15 protein-coding genes and 1 pseudogene are annotated in these 15265 nt (G+C 61.6%); 9 read left to right on the top strand and 7 right to left on the bottom strand.

Annotated elements, in window-relative coordinates:
* The 4 genes from J7024_RS33385 to badH all read right to left on the bottom strand — a co-directional run.
* A partial coding sequence (locus J7024_RS33385; protein WP_234745851.1) for an AMP-binding protein occupies positions 1 to 416 on the bottom strand: 416 nt, incomplete at its 3' end.
* A 39-nt stretch (positions 417 to 455) separates the two neighbouring features.
* Complete coding sequence (gene aliB / locus J7024_RS33390) at positions 456 to 1607, bottom strand: cyclohexanecarboxyl-CoA dehydrogenase (RefSeq protein WP_124830887.1); 1152 nt, start codon at positions 1605 to 1607, stop codon at positions 456 to 458.
* Between the two features lie 75 nt (positions 1608 to 1682).
* Complete coding sequence (badI, locus tag J7024_RS33395) at positions 1683 to 2465, bottom strand: 2-ketocyclohexanecarboxyl-CoA hydrolase (RefSeq protein ID WP_098554445.1); 783 nt, start codon at positions 2463 to 2465, stop codon at positions 1683 to 1685.
* A 25-nt stretch (positions 2466 to 2490) separates the two neighbouring features.
* Positions 2491 to 3258: a 2-hydroxycyclohexanecarboxyl-CoA dehydrogenase gene (gene badH / locus J7024_RS33400; protein WP_124830895.1), complete on the bottom strand. Its 768-nt coding sequence runs from the start codon at positions 3256 to 3258 to the stop codon at positions 2491 to 2493.
* 137 nt (positions 3259 to 3395) lie between these two features.
* On the opposite strand from badH, the gene J7024_RS33405 reads away from it, so the two are divergent.
* On the top strand, positions 3396 to 3905 hold the full coding sequence (locus J7024_RS33405; protein WP_233410061.1) for a MarR family winged helix-turn-helix transcriptional regulator: 510 nt from the start codon (positions 3396 to 3398) through the stop codon (positions 3903 to 3905).
* 238 nt (positions 3906 to 4143) lie between these two features.
* Here J7024_RS33405 and J7024_RS33410 read toward each other — a convergent pair.
* Positions 4144 to 4323 (bottom strand): annotated as a pseudogene (locus J7024_RS33410) (transposase); the annotation flags it as partial.
* 77 nt (positions 4324 to 4400) lie between these two features.
* Between J7024_RS33410 and J7024_RS33415 the strand changes: the two are divergent.
* The 3 genes from J7024_RS33415 (at position 4401) to J7024_RS33425 (ending at position 8145) form a co-directional block, all read left to right on the top strand.
* Positions 4401 to 4868, top strand: a complete 468-nt coding sequence (locus J7024_RS33415) for a DUF2946 family protein (protein WP_175752613.1) — start codon at positions 4401 to 4403, stop codon at positions 4866 to 4868.
* 240 nt (positions 4869 to 5108) lie between these two features.
* Positions 5109 to 7283, top strand: coding sequence for a TonB-dependent siderophore receptor (locus J7024_RS33420; protein WP_124830888.1), 2175 nt, complete (start codon positions 5109 to 5111; stop codon positions 7281 to 7283).
* A gap of 10 nt (positions 7284 to 7293) precedes the next feature.
* Positions 7294 to 8145, top strand: a complete 852-nt coding sequence (locus J7024_RS33425; RefSeq protein ID WP_124830889.1) for a DJ-1/PfpI family protein — start codon at positions 7294 to 7296, stop codon at positions 8143 to 8145.
* Between the two features lie 96 nt (positions 8146 to 8241).
* Here the strand turns inward: J7024_RS33425 and J7024_RS33430 are convergent, their stop codons facing one another.
* The gene (locus J7024_RS33430) at positions 8242 to 8532 is read right to left on the bottom strand and encodes a hypothetical protein (RefSeq protein ID WP_175752619.1); all 291 of its coding nucleotides are present in this window, start codon (positions 8530 to 8532) and stop codon (positions 8242 to 8244) included.
* A 386-nt stretch (positions 8533 to 8918) separates the two neighbouring features.
* Positions 8919 to 9266 (bottom strand): hypothetical protein, encoded by a 348-nt coding sequence (locus tag J7024_RS33435; protein WP_124830891.1) that lies wholly within the window; start codon positions 9264 to 9266, stop codon positions 8919 to 8921.
* A gap of 420 nt (positions 9267 to 9686) precedes the next feature.
* Here J7024_RS33435 and J7024_RS33440 point away from each other — a divergent pair, with 420 nt between their 5' ends.
* From J7024_RS33440 to J7024_RS33460, 5 genes are all read left to right on the top strand, one after another.
* The gene (locus J7024_RS33440) at positions 9687 to 12047 is read left to right on the top strand and encodes a TonB-dependent receptor (RefSeq protein WP_124830892.1); all 2361 of its coding nucleotides are present in this window, start codon (positions 9687 to 9689) and stop codon (positions 12045 to 12047) included.
* A gap of 27 nt (positions 12048 to 12074) precedes the next feature.
* On the top strand, positions 12075 to 12665 hold the full coding sequence (locus J7024_RS33445; protein ID WP_124830893.1) for a MotA/TolQ/ExbB proton channel family protein: 591 nt from the start codon (positions 12075 to 12077) through the stop codon (positions 12663 to 12665).
* Complete coding sequence (locus tag J7024_RS33450; RefSeq protein ID WP_124830894.1) at positions 12662 to 13060, top strand: ExbD/TolR family protein; 399 nt, start codon at positions 12662 to 12664, stop codon at positions 13058 to 13060. The genes J7024_RS33445 and J7024_RS33450 overlap by 4 nt, the downstream gene beginning before the upstream one ends.
* A complete protein-coding gene (locus J7024_RS33455; protein WP_233410060.1) occupies positions 13053 to 13784 on the top strand; it encodes an energy transducer TonB in 732 nt (243 codons plus the stop codon). Before J7024_RS33450 ends, J7024_RS33455 begins: the two co-directional genes overlap by 8 nt.
* Positions 13785 to 14722: 938 nt before the next feature.
* A complete protein-coding gene (locus tag J7024_RS33460; protein WP_390680125.1) occupies positions 14723 to 15016 on the top strand; it encodes a DUF2384 domain-containing protein in 294 nt (97 codons plus the stop codon).
* The last annotated feature ends 249 nt before the right edge of the window (positions 15017 to 15265 follow it).

Consider the following 15265-nt stretch of genomic DNA (forward strand, 5'->3'; position numbering starts at 1 on the left):
CCGCGAAACAACTTCGGCACGATCATGACCTTGCTGCGGCTATGGTTCAGCATGAACGACAGCTCACGCTCGCGGAAGATGTGCATCAACGGATTCATGACGGCACCGATGCGCGAGCAGGCGAGATACGTCAGCGTGAACTGCCACCAGTTCGGCAGCTGCACAGACACGACATCGTTGCGGCCAACGCCGAGGCGGGCGAGCCCGACCGCAATCCGGTCCGCCATCGTGGCCATTTCCCGATAGGTGAAGCGGGTCGTCGCGCCATCCTCGACGGAAGTCGCAACGAGCGCGATCTTGTCCGGGCACGCGGCAACACATGCGTCAAGCTCGTCGTTGATGGTCCTGTCGCGCCACCATCCGCGGGCGATGCTCGTCGATCGTCGCGGGGGGATCAGAACGGCGTCGAACTCCATGTCGTGTCTCCGAAATTGTCTTGCGCGTCGGTTCCGTGCTTATGCCGGCACCGCATCGCGTCCGGCCCGCGTGCGGGCGATGATCGTCTTCATGATCTGGGCCGTGCCGTCGCCGATCTGAAAACCCAGCACGTCGCGCAGGCGCTGCTCCATCGGCCCGCGGTCGTAGCCACCGTGGCCGAACGACAAGAGACACTGGTGCACCACGTCGTAGGCCAGCTTCGGGCCCCACCACTTGCACATCGCCGCCTCGGCCGTATGCGGCAGGCCGCGGTCCTTCAGCCAGAGCGTCTGCAGGCACAGCAGGCGGGCGGCCGCCACCTGGGTCTCGAAATCGGCCAGCGGATGAGATACCCCCTGGAATGCGGCGAGCGGCTTGCCGAACGCTTCGCGCTGCGCGACGTACTCCCACGTCTCCTCGAGACTGACCTTCGCCACCGCCAGCACCTGCAGGCCGATCAGCGCGCGCGAGAAATCGAAGCCCTGCATCACCTGCACGAAGCCGTTTCCTTCGTCGCCCAACAGATGATCGGCGGGCACTCGCACGTTCTCGAAGAAGATCGACCCGCGACCGATCGCGCGCTGACCGTGGCAATCGAAGCGGCTGCGCGTGATCCCCGGCAGGTCCATCGGCACCAGCATCGCGGATACCCCGCGCGCGCCCGCCTCGACCGTGCCCGTTCGGGCGAACACCACGGCCGCGTCCGCCTGATCCGCGGCCGAGATCGAGGTCTTTTCGCCGTTCAGCACGTAGTGATCGCCGACCCGCTCCATGCGCAGGCGCAGGTTCGCGGCATCGGAGCCGCCGCGTGGCTCCGTCAATGCGATCGCCAGCAGCGCCTTGCCTTGGGTCAATCGCTCCAGCCACGGCCCGGCAACCTCCGGCACGGCGTGCTGCGCGAGAATCTGTCCGTTCAGCGACGCCAGGAGGTTGATGTAGGACAGACTCAAATCTGCCCGCGCGATCTCCTCGTGGATGACACCCGCCGCAATGCAACCGAGGCCCTGACCGCCATACTGCTCCGGCATTTCCGGCGCAATGAACCCCATCCGCCCCATCTCGAGCATCAGCGCCCGGTCGAGCACGCGGGAGCGGTCGCGCTCCAGAAAGCCTGGGGCGATGCGCCCTTGCGCAAAGCGTCGCGCATGTTCGCCGAGCGCAACGAGGTCTTCATCGAGATAGGGATTCATGTTGTCTCCGGTGATCGGGCCGGCCCGCGCAACCCGCAATGCGCAGGCGCGGGCCGTGCCGTCGGGGCTGCGAGGTTATTTCGCGTACTTGCGGAACTCGGGCTTGCGCTTCTCCTGGAAGGCCTTTACGCCTTCGCGCGACTCTTCGGTGTCGTAGTAGAGTTTCAGCGCATACATGCCCATCCCTGCGATGCCTGCCTGGTGTGCCGTGTCCATGTTGAACGAGCGCTTCGCGATCGCGAGCGCGGTCGGGCTCTTCTCCATGATCTCGTCGCACCACTTCTGCACCTCCGCGTCGAGCTGGTCATGCGGCACGACCGCATTCACGAGACCCATCGCGAGCGCCTCCGATGCGGGGTAGCGACGGCACAGGTACCAGATCTCGCGCGCCTTCTTCTCGCCGACCACGCGCGCCAGAAACGCCGTCCCGTAGCCCGGATCGACCGATCCGACCTTCGGCCCCGCCTGCGCGAAGATCGCCTTCTCCGACGCGATCGTGAAATCGCAAATCGTGCACAGCACGTTGCCACCGCCGACCGCATAGCCCTGTACACGGGCGATCACCGGTTTCGGCACGTCACGAATCGCGTTGTGCAGTTCCTCCATCGGCAGGCCGATCGTTCCGCGACCGTCGTACTGCCCTTCGTGGGCCGACTGGTCCCCGCCGGTGCAGAACGCCTTGTCGCCCGCCCCCGCGAGCACGATCACGCCGATCTCTCGCGAGTAGCCCGCCTTGTTGATCGCATGGATCAGCTCGTCGCAGGTGCGGCCGCGAAATGCGTTCATCTTGTCGGGCCGGTTGATCGTGATCCATGCCGCACCGTTTCGGACTTCGAACAGAATGTCTTCGTAGTTCATGATTGATTCCTTGCAGAAAGCGGGATCAGCCCGCCATGGTCAGGCCGCCGGACACGCTCAGTACCTGTCCCGTGATGAAGCCGGCGTCGCCGCTGGCGAAGAAGAGGATCGCGCCCGGCAGATCGTCGGGCTGGCCGATCCGCCCTAGCGGAATCGAGCGCTGGAAGGCCTCCATCAGCTTTTCCGGATTGCCCGCCCCTTCCTTGTATTCGGCAAACAGCGCCGTGTCGGTCGGGCCCGGGCAGACGACGTTCACCGTGATGCCGTGACGCGCATGCTCACGTGCGATCGTCTTGGAGAACGACACCAGTCCGCCCTTGCATGCCGCGTACACCGCTTCGCCGGACGAGCCGACACGCGCGGCGTCCGATGCGATGTTGACGATACGGCCGCTCTTGCGCCGCACCATGCCCGGCAGCACCGCATGGTGCAGGTGAAGCGCGCCCGTCAGGTTGATGGCGATCAGGCGCGCCCATTCCGCCGGCTCCGTCTTCGTGAACGGCTTGAATACGTCCCAGCCTGCGTTGTTGACCAGCACGTCGACAGGACCGAGCTCGGCCTCGGTAGCGGCCAGCGCCTCGTCCACGTCATTGCGCTCGGTGATGTCGCAGCGGACCGCCCGGGCAATACCGCCAGCCGCGCGAATCCCGTCGGCCACGTTTCCGGCCGCCTCGATCGATAGATCCAGCACGGCCACCCGTGCCCCTTCCGCCGCGAAGCGACGGCACGTCGCGCCACCGATACCTCCGCCGCCACCGGTCACGATGACCGTCTTGCCTTCGAGTCTCTGCACAATCGTCTCCATCGGTTGCAAGCGTTACCATTGCCCTTTTTCACGTACCGCCTCAAGGACCCATATACGTCAATATGTTGACGTATACTAGGCGGACACCGCTGCGGAAACAAGAACGGCGACACTAGGAGAATCCCTTGGTTAACGCGGAAAATACTGGCGAAAACGCACGAATCGAGCTCGCGAACCGGCTATTCTTTCGCCTCTATCAATGTGCAAACATGTTGCACAAAACAGGGACGCGAGCGGTCGAGGCCGAGGGGCTGACGACACAGCAGTGGGCAGTCCTCGGCGCGCTGTCCCGCTCGCAGGTCGAACAGGGGATGAGCGTGGGAGACCTTGCCCGCTATCTGATGGTGAGCCGGCAGAATTTGTCTGGATTAATCAGCCGCATGGAACGTGACGGGCACGTGATCGGGGTGGCCAGCAGTCAGGACCGTCGCTCGCGACTCATCACGATGACGCCGTCCGGCCGAGAGCTGTGGCTGCACCAGGTGACGCCGAAAATTCACAACTATTACGAGCAGGTTCTGCACGATTTTTCGACCGACGACGTTACCCATGCGCTGCACTACCTGCTGAAACTGCTCGAGAACATGAAACAGCTGGACGAAGCGGTTCGCGCGGGGAACGACGAAGACGACTGAGGCGCCGGCGCGGCCGGCGTTCCCGGCGGATATCGATGCCGGTGTCACGAATGAGGGGGGGCCGCGTGAAAGGGACGACGAAGAAGCATTGAGCGGCGTCCCGCCTCCGAAGCTATCGTAGGTTCTCGGAAAATGGGCTTTGAGACCCTCGAAAAATCGGGAGTCGGTCCGGTTTCCGATACGGCAGCATGACGCTTGCCTCGAAAAAGATGTCCTTGGGCACGGGGGAATTCCCGGAAATCCCATCGAAGAACACCACTGGATACATCGGCTCAAGCGGACGGTTTTGCCAGCTCAGCGCTTCGGTCATCACCTCGTCGGTGACCGATCTGATGAAGTCGTGCGAAACCTAGGTGCCACAGTGCTCGGCCGGAAATCCCCGAATCTCGCGCACGCTCATGCCGCGGGCGTATATCGCGCCGATCAGACGACGAAGCAGCGCAGTCGGGCCTGTATATTTCGAATCGCTTGTGAAGCGACTACAATACGGGCGCCATGATCCGCTTACGTCAACTGCTTGCGCAGCGTTTGACGCATCCCGCCGTTGCCTCGTTGCTACTGCTGGTCGTCGCGTTCCGCCTGCTACTACCGCCCGGTTTGATGCTCTCCCCGAGCACGAGTGCGAACATTGGCGATCTCGTGATCTGCAGCGGCCACGGAGCGCTGCTCGACGACACCGTGGCAATAAGCGCCGCTCCCGCGGCAACGGTTGCCGCGTCCGACCTGGCCAATGCACTCGGGAGTGCCGAATCGCATGCGGATCATTCGCATTCTGGCGACATCTGCCCCTTCAGTGCGACGCTGGCCATTAGCGTTGCCGTCACCGTGCTCGTCACGGCATACTGGCTGCAAAGTATCACCAGCACGCGGGTCCCACGCCCAGCCAACGACGCATGTCCTGCCGTCACAGCGACGTTCGGCCCGTTCGGCGCTCGTGCGCCACCCTTCACTGCGCTTTCCTAGTCGAATCATTTGATCCGTGAGCGTTCTGCAATGTCGCGCACTCGCGCGGCGTTTCAGCTCGTCCATTCCAAATAACCTCGCGCCACTAATCAGACGCGAGTAGATCTGCCGTTCCTCCTCGCTCATTAACTGACGTGGCTCGTGATTGCACGGGAGGTTCACATGTGCATGGCAATCGACATTCCAGCGACTTCCAGCCACATGTCGGCGATCGCATGACCAAGCGCACACATTCCTATCATGCTAGATCTGAAATTGGTCACGACCGCCTCGCTAGCAGCTTTCTCGCTCGCGGGGCATGCACAATCCATCGCCTCGAATTCATCGCCATTGCCCCAACAGCCAATACCCGCTGTCGGTACGCAGATCGACATCCAGTCTGGACCGTCGGCCGACATCGAGTTACCTGCCATCAGCGTCACAAGCCATCGTTACCGCTTCACTACAACGGATACGGCACTCGACAGCGAATCCGCGACGCGCACCGATACGCCCCTGATCAACGTGCCGCAATCGGTGCAGGTGGTGCCGCGAAAACTGATCGAGGAACAGGACGCCCGCACGCTGGCCGACGCACTTGCGAACGTGTCGGGCGTAATGCCGAGCCAACCTGCGGAAAATGGTCTGACCGCGAATATCGTGCGCGGCTTTCCGGCCGAGATCTACCTTGACGGTTTGCCGATGTACGGCATGAGTGCCGCTAACAGCCCCGCGAGCCTCGTCGGCATCCAGCAGATCGATGTACTCAAGGGGCCATCGTCGACTTTGTATGGTGGCGGGCTTGGCTCCCCGTTGGGCGGCCTGATCAATATCCAGTCGGAACTGCCGCAGACCAAGCGCAGCGGTTACGTGGCGATGCGCACGGGAAGTTATGGCACCGTCAATCCGTATTTCGACCTGACGGGCGCGCTGACGTCTTCAATCGACGCACGCATCGCAGGCGAGTACGAGCACGCCGGAAGCTGGATCGATCAGGTCAAGAGCGACAAGTGGTCGATCAAGCCGAGCGTGCTGTTCAAGCTCGACCCGCGCACCACCCTGCTCGTACAAGGGCAGTTTAACCACAGCAGCCAGCTCGAATACTCGGGCCTGCCGGCGTCGCAGGCTCTGGCCGGCCAACTCGATCGGTACGCGTTCCCAGGTGCACCGATCGGGCAGCAGCGGACCACATTCGACAGCCAGATCGCAACGGTTCAGCTTCAACACGAGTTCAATGACAACCTGAAGCTGAGTGTCAGCGGACGCTATTACCACAACAGCATTCCCGAATACGGCAGCTTCGTCTACCCGAGCCTCTACGCGCCCGATCCGGCCACACCGACCACGTACCCGATCCTGCCGCTCAACATGCAGACGAGCACCAGCGAAGCGACCTTCGATGCCAATCTGCAGACGAAGGTCAATGCGCTGGGCGGGCGCCACGAACTGCTCGTCGGCATCAACTACGACCACACCGACTTCTCGTCGGACATGGGCTTCACGGGCGTGCCAGTCGGCTCGCAGAATCTCGCACGACCGGCCTACGATCTCGCCTTCGGCCCACTCGCCCCGCTCACGTTGACGCAGACCGACCGCTACGAGACGATCGCCGCGTATGTGCAGGATCAGGCCACCTACGGTCGGTTTCATCTGACCGGCTCGCTGCGCTTCACGCAACTCAGATTCCACGAGACGGAACAGGGCACCAACGATACCTACCATCACGTCTCGCCGCGCATCGGCGCGAGTTTCGATCTGACGCAGGGCATAGCCGTGTACGCCGCATATTCGACGGCCTTCCGGGCTGCATTCGGCTACGTCGGGCTCGGTTCACCGAAACCGGAAACGTCCCGCAACGTCGAGGCCGGGCTGAAACTGGCGCGGACCGACATCGGCCTGTCCGGCACGCTTGCCGTGTTCCAGCAGACCCGCGAAAACGTCGCCACCCCCGATCCGAACAATCCCCTTTACTCGATTCAGGCGGGCCAGCAGCGCGCACGCGGATTCGAGACCGACCTGGTATGGGAACCCACATCCGCGTTTTCGATGCTGATGACCTACGCCTACACGCGCGCCACGGTGACCGAGGACAATGCGATCCCGGTCGGCGACACGCTTGCGCGCGTGCCGAAGCAGAGCGGGCGTATCGCGCTGCGTTATCGCGTCTTGAACGGTACCGCGCGCGGCCTGTCGTTCGGTGCCGGCATAACCGCATTCGGCGCCCGCGAGGTGACGTTGCCGAACACCGTCTCCGTACCCGGCTACGCGTTGTTCGACGCGCAAGCGGAATACAGCTTCGGGCGCTATACGATCGGCGTATCGGCCGTGAACCTGGCCAATCGTCATGTGTACGCGCCCTACGAATATCTCTCCTTCCCGGTAGTCATGCCGGTTCAACCGCGTTCCGTCTACCTGACACTTAAGGCAAGCATCTGAGGAAACCGAAATGACAGACATTAACCGCCGGAATATCGTGCTCATGACGCTGCTCGCGCCATTCGCAATGAATGCCGCTGCCCAGGATCCGCAACCCGAGCACACGATGACGATGCCCGACATGGGCCCGGAGATGAACAAGGTCCACTGGGAAGGCCACGAGCAAATCGCGATGCTGATGTATCCAGGGATGACCGTGATGGATCTGATCGGGCCGCAAAGCATGTTCGGTGCGCTGATGGGGGCCAAGATTCACCTGGTCGCCAAGACGCTGGAGCCGGTGACGAGCGACGCCGGTGTGACCATCGTGCCGACCGCTACGTTCGATACCTGCCCGCGTGACCTCACCGTGCTGTTTACGCCGGGCGGCACCGACGGCACGCTGGTGGCGGCCAGCGATCCCGTAACGCTGGCGTTCATGCGCGATCGCGGTGCGCGCGCGAAGTACGTCACCAGCGTCTGCTCCGGTTCACTGATCCTGGGTGCGGCGGGTCTGCTGCAGGGCTACAAGGCGACGTCACATTGGTCGGTGCGCCATGTGTTGGCCGACTATGGCGCAATTCCGACCGACGCTCGCGTGGTACGCGACCGCAATCGGGTCACCGGAGCGGGCGTCACGGCCGGACTCGATTTCGGATTGACGATGCTCGCCGAATTGCGCGACCGGACCTACGCTGAATGCACACAGTTGGTCAGCGAATACGATCCCGAGCCGCCCTTCAATGCCGGCTCGCTGAAGACTGCTCCGCCACCCGTGGTGAAAGCCATGGAGGACTTGCTAGCCGGCTTCACGAAGCAGGCCGAGACGCTTGCCGCGGCTCAGGCTCATCCTCTGCGCGCCGTACGACAGCTTGACGAGTAAATCGACGAATAGCGCCGCAAACGGTGCGCGCTGTGCGCACCGCGCCGGTCCGCCAGCCAGTACCGCTAATCCAGGCTGCCTTTTTGATATGCCAGTCTAGATGGGCCAGCCCGGACGTGCCCGATCGGCCGGGCTGGCGATCGTCGTCTTGCCACAATGACTGAACGGGTTATCGCACTGCCTGGCGTGCCACAAGCGCTCAAAGCGCCACTCGCTTGACCTCCATGGGGCAACCTTTTGAACGACTGACGCGACGAAATCGCTCAGCGTGCCGGTGCTTTGCAGAAGCTTGGGAGTGACACCCATAGCAAGCCCCACGGCAGCCAAAACAAGACCGGCAGTCACGCCCCGGATGGGCCCGGCGCCCTCGGTGTTCGCGATCTTCATTTAATGCACGTCCGATGGTCCATCCTCGAGACGTTTTGAAATCAGAGGCAGGGCGTCAGCAAAGCTGACTTGATGGAGCATTCATCCGAATCGCGCGGAAAATGGCGCTTTGATCAAGAAAGTGTTTATTGATCAGTGCATTGCACGATCTACGTTGGCGCATACGCTATGCCATCGCGCGGCCTTACTTGGAGCGCCGCGACAGGCAGCCACTGCAAGATCCTGCACAATCCGGACGAATACGCCTTCAATGAAGGGCAGTTCGCCGCCAAACAGGGGGCAAGGAAAGCGTGCCTTCAGCCTTGGCGATATCGGCACACCTGATGCACCTGTCGGCGTCCGAGAAGGCAGCAGGGATCCGACTCCCCGCCGCACTTCGATACCGCTCAGGCGAGTTCCACCGAACCGTGGTCGTCGCAATGATCGCCATGCGGGTGATGAAGACGGCCGTTGACCAGGTAGTCGACGTGATCGCCATGCGGCACCCGCTCGTGCCCACAGCCGGGGCCGTGGACGTGGCCCGGTTCATGGCCGCCGCAGCCCGGCGTGCACTGGTCCGGATTGTTTGTACTGACCTCGACCTTGTGTTCGTCGACATGATCGCCATGCGGATGATGTAAATGGCCATCGTGCAGATAGTCAACGTGGTCGCCGTGCTTGATTGCGGTGTGTCCGCAGCCCGGGCCATGCTGATGGTCATGGTGAGCATGATGAGGTTCGTTGCATGGGCTCATGCTTGTCTCCTTTGTCCGCACGGGAACATTCGACGACTATCTGTCGATACCCCATCGAAAGATGGCCTTGACGAGGAAACCTGCCTGGCGCAGATCTGCGCCATCAGGAAACGAAACCGGAACGCGTGGCACGCCTCCTAACAATACTCCCGACCGACCATGAGGGCCAGTCGGCATGGCTGCGCCGAGCGAAACTCACCGACCTGCAACAAACAGGAACATTGTGCACACAGAATGCAATGTTATATCATCTCGACCTTGGCGTGACGCGCGCATCCTGTTTGCTCATGCCGGCAAGAGGTTTCCCGTAGACGAGAAATGGCGCCCCAGAAATGATATGTTATAACGTATCCAGTCATTTCGATGTGCCTTTCAGCGTGCTCTCGCGGGAAAAAATGACCCCATCCCCCGATACGCACAATGAAAATCAACCGCCTGCTACTGTCTCAGGCCGCCATTCTGGCGTTCGCCGCGTTCCTCCAGGCTGAAGCCTTCGCCGCCGATGCCGGCGCGACCCTTGCCGGCACCGTCGCCGACAAGCAAGGTCACGCGCTCGCACACGCCCGGATCACGCTCCAGGATGCTGACGGCCATGCGGTCGCACACGCGCAGTCCGGCGCCGAGGGCCACTTCCGGTTCGACAATGTCGCGCCCGGCACCTATGCGGCGGTCGTCGACGCGCCTGGATACGCGACCGGCACGAGCATTTCGACAGTCGCACAAGGCAAGGCACCTGCCCCGGTCGACGTAACGCTCGGCAAGGACGCTGGCACGCTGGACGTGACGGTGAACGCGAAACGGCTCGATCGCGCGCGCAACGGGCTGCTGCCGGAAGTCGGCGCCAGCGTCTACCGGTTCTCGCGGGCCGACATCGAGACACTGCCTCAAGGCGAGAACACACCGCTCAATCAGGTGCTGCTGCAAGCGCCGGGCGTTGCCTACGATTCGTTCGGGCAACTGCATGTGCGTGGCGATCACGCGAACCTGCAGTACCGGCTGAACGGCATCATCATTCCCGAGCCGATCAGCGGCTTCGGCCAGTCGCTCGACTCGCGGATCATCGACCAGGTGAACCTCGTCACCGGCGCGCTGCCCGCACAATACGGCTACCGGACGGCCGGCGTCGTCGACATTCGCACGAAATCCGGCGACACCGGCAACGGCGGCACGATCGACGTCTACGGCGGCAGTCACCAGACGATTCAGACGAGCGCCGACGTATTCGGTTCGAACGGCCCGTTCAGCTATTACTTTTCCGGCACGCTCGGCGAAAACAATCTCGGCATCGAGGCGCCGACGTCGAATGGAAATCCGCTGCACGACCACACGCGGCAAGGCAACGCGTTCGGCTACATGTCGTATCTGCTGAATCCACTCACGCGCGCGAGCCTGATGTTCGGCACTACGAGCAATCGCTTCGAGATCCCGAATACCCCCGGCATCGCGCCGGCGTTCACGCTCAACGGGAACTCGACATTCGACTCGGCCGCGCTCAACGAAACGCAGGCGGAACTGAACAACTTTTCCGTGCTCGCCTTGCAAGGCACGAACGGCGGTGCGCTCGACTACCAGGTTGCGCTCTTCACGCGCTACACACGCACGAAATTCAATCCCGATCCGGTCGGCGATCTGATCTTCAACGGCGTCGCGTCCGACGACTTCCACAGCAACCGCGCGAACGGTGTCCAGGCGGACTTCACGTATCGACTGAACGACAGCCATACACTGCGTGCCGGCCTGATGTTCGAGCGCGAGCATGCGGTCTTCACCAACAACGTCGCAGTATTTCCTGTTGACGCAAATGGCAATCAGCTGTCGGATCAGCCGACCACGATTTCGGATTCGAACGACAAGTCGGGCTATCTATATAGCCTCTACGCGCAGGACGAGTGGAAGATCACGCCAAAGCTGACGCTGAATTACGGCCTGCGTATCGATCGCATGAACGAATACGTGCAGGCCGGCCAGTTGAGTCCGCGTATCGGCCTTGTCTATCAGCCAACCGAATCGACGACGCTGCACGCAGGCTACGCGCGCTATTTCACGCCTCCGGCGTTCGAACTCGTGTCCGATTCGACCATCGGCACCTTCAATGGAACGACGAACCAGAGCCCGAGCCCGCAGAACGATCCTGTGAAACCCGAGCGCAGCCACTATTTCGACGTCGGCATCACGCAGCGGCTCACACCCGCGCTCACGGTCGGGCTCGACGCATACTACAAGAAGGTGTCCGATCTGCTCGACGAAGGCCAGTTCGGCACCGCACTGATCTTCACGCCGTTCAACTACCAGTACGGTCGCGTATACGGTCTCGAATTCACGTCGAGCTACAAGCAGGGAAACGTTTCCGCGTATATGAACGTCGCGTATAGCCGCGCACAGGGCAAGAACATCGAGTCCGCGCAATTCAACTTCGGCGCCGACGAGCTCGCCTACATCGCGAACAATTGGGTGTATCTCGATCACGATCAGCGCATCACGGCGTCGTTCGGTGGTGCGTATACGCTCGGCAAAACGACCTTCAGCGCCGACGGCATCGTTGGAAGCGGCCTGCGGAGCGGCTTTGCGAATACCGATCGCTTGCCATGGTACGCACAGGTCAATCTCGGCGTGCTCGAGCACTTCGAGGAACCGATCGTCGGTAAATTCGACGCGCGCGTCTCGCTCATCAATACGTTCGGCCGCGTCTATGAACTGCGGGACGGCTCGGGCATCGGCGTCGGCGCGCCGCAGTTCGGGCCTCGGCGCGCGATCTATGCCGGCCTGACCAAACACTTCTGAGTTCCGGCTCACACGAGGTAACACACGATGAATGAATGGGCAGGTTTCACGGATGCGTTGCGCATCGGCGGCTGGGTCGTTTATCCGCTCAGCGCGCTCGCGATCATCGCACTTGCGATCACGCTCGACCGTGCATACGTGTTCTGGCGCTTCACGAGCGGGCGCGGCAGCGCTGCTCGCGCACTGCCGGAGAGACACGTGACGCGTCGATTCGCTGCGATCTTCGATCAAGGTACGACGCCGCTCTGGCACGTCGAAGCGAAGCTCGATGCCGCCGCGCAGCAGGTCGAACGCGACATGAGCCGCGGCCTCTGGCTGCTCGAAACGATCGTCACGGCCGCACCGCTGCTCGGCCTGCTCGGCACTATCGTCGGGATGATGCACTCGTTCCGGCTTATTGGCGGCGACGGGCTCGTGAGTCCCGCCGGCGTGTCGGGCGGCATCGCACAAGCACTCGTCGCGACTGCGATCGGCCTTGTCATCGCGCTAGTGTCGCTGTTCGCATTCAACTATTTTTCGCGACGCGTCGACAGATTGATGGACGATCTTGAATCGTTCGCGAACGAACAACTCGCCGAAATGCGGCTGGCGCGCGAGCAGGCGGGGACGTCGTCATGAAATTGCGCCGCTCGCGCACATCGAGGCGCGGCCGTATAGAGATCATTCCAATGATCGACGTGATGTTTTTCCTGCTTGCGACATTCATGCTGACCTCGCTCGCGATGCAACGTCTCGACGCGGTCGGAATCAATCTGCCGCGTGGACACGCGCAGCAGCTGCAGGCGGATCGGCCATTGACGCTGGCGATAAGCCGGACAAACCAGATCTTCGTCAATCGGCAACCGGTGTCGCTCGACCGCGTGAACGGTACCGTCGCACATCTGCTCGGCCGGAATCACGATATTGTGATCGCGGCGGACGACGGCGCAACGCATGGCTTTGTCGTGCAGGTGATGCTTGAAGCCCGGCGGGCCGGGGCCGAGCATTTTCTCATCGCGGTTCATCGTGACTAGGAACGCGCTCGAATCAGGTTCGCCGCCCGATCGTTACGGGCGTCGGTTTGCGGGAACGATCGCGCTCGCCAGCGTGATCTGGGGCGCATTTCTTGTGAGTTCGACGCGGCTATTCTCCGGCGACGAACCGGCTCCGTACGCCCCGGATTCAATTCAGATGCAGGTGGTCGAACTGCCGCCAAGTGCGCCACCCACCACGCATGCGAAATCGAAAGCGGCACCGATCGAAAACACCGTATCGAAACCTGTGCCGCTGCGGCCAGCGCAGGCGCTCGCGCCGGTTCGGCCTGCTGCCGCCGCGAAGCGGTTCGATCCGGCTTCATCGCACGACGCGCTGCTGACGCAACAACCGACTGCGTCACCAGAGACACAAACCGCGCATGCGACACTCGACGATGCGCGATCTGCCTCTACGACGAAAGCGGACTCCGCCACGACTCATTCAGCCTCGGCGGGCAATGCGCAGGCACGTTTGATTTCGCAGCCGCTGCCCGAACTACCCGACGATTTGCGCGAGCAGGGATATCAGGCAATGGCGGTCGCACGCTTTTTTGTCCACGCAGACGGCACGTTCGACATCGATCTTGTCAAACCGACGCAGAATCCTCGACTCAATCAAATCCTGCTTGAGACCCTGCGTCGATGGCGCTTTTTCCCTGCGATGGAAAACGGGCATCCTGTCGAGAGTCAACAGGACGTGCGCGTGCATTTCAACGTGAACTGAGCGACTTGGGTTGCCCGCGCGAAGCAGGGGTACGCGCAAGCCCTCGCAGCAATGGCACTGCGCCGCGCGTTGTCGCGGCGATCCGAGCCGACAGTCGATATCGAGTGTGAATCCTGTCGGCTCCGGCCGCCAGCAGGGAATTGAGCCGCCCCGAGAGAATGCCGAGAGCCTGACGACGGGCGTACTCGGCAAGTGGTTCGGCAAAAGACCGTTGCAAGCGCGGCCGAGCCGCCGGACATCGATGTTGATGTCGTGAGCGGCGCCGCCTTCCAGGCATTTCGCCGCCGAGGAACTATCTTGTATCTCGTGCTCGCATGACCGGCAGTACCAAGAGGATTATGTGAGCGCGAGGCCTGCGTGAACCGTGAGCACCACGCCGAAGATCAGCGTTTTTACAGGGTGAACGTCAAAGGGCTGAACCACGCCGGATTTTGTGGCCTCGACTCTCGAGACAATTGAGCCATGAGCAAGAAGGCAACCAGGTTTTCCCCGGAAGTTCGGGAGCGTGCGGTAGCCAATTATTCAAAGACAACATATTGAGACCGCAGACATCTTTTCTGAGAAACAACAGATAACAAGTGTAGGCTCTCAGAAAAGGTGTCTTTGGCCCCCTAGATAGATCAAGGACTTGGACATCTTTTTTGAGAACACCGCATGCTTCTTGTCTCAGAAAAGATGTCCGCAGCCCCGGAAATTCTCAGAAAAGTTTTCCTTCGGAATGTCACGCCCCTACCGAGGCGCCTCGGCGGAACTCGGCGACCGGCAGCACAATGGATGAGCGTTTCAGCGGCCAGCGATGTCGGCACTTCTTGTGCTATAAATGTGCACATAGTGTGTGCCGAGAAAGCTTCCATGAACCCCGGTCTGTCCCGAGATTCAACGAACGCCCCCTCGATTTCGATCACTTCCTGGCGTCTTTGAAGGGCTCGGAGAGCGCTGTGCCGATCGTCTCGGCGCAACACTTCGCGGCCGCCCTGCATATCGATATGCAGACACTCGCACGGCTGGCCCATGTCCATCGCAATACCATCAGTCGTCTTCCCGGCGCCGAAAGCGTGCAAAAGTATCTTCGAGACGCGCTTCGGGTCATCCGAGCTGCAACCGATATCTCCGGAGATATACGGAGTACGCTGTTTTGGTATCGCAATGATCCGCTGCCGACCTTTGGCTACAAGACTGCCGAAGAGCTTATATCGGAGGGACGCACTGAAGACCTGCTGCGTTACTGTTGATTTGCGCGGAATCCCCGTGGGTCAAGATTCCGCGCAAATCAACACTCGTGCCGCAGATTGCGCCGCAGTACCACAGCCTGAGCACCATGGGTTTTACCGTTGATCCACGCGGACAAGGACGAATCCATATAGTCCGCGTGGCCCGGAAACCAGTCCATCAGCGATTGTGCAAGTCTATGCACAGCACCTGACCTGCCCCCTTCAATCGGGCCAATGGGCTTCTAGCAAAGTCCCTTTAAACCAGCTCCT

The organism is Burkholderia sp. WTPI3, assembly GCF_021483755.1.
Classification (GTDB): domain Bacteria; phylum Pseudomonadota; class Gammaproteobacteria; order Burkholderiales; family Burkholderiaceae; genus Burkholderia.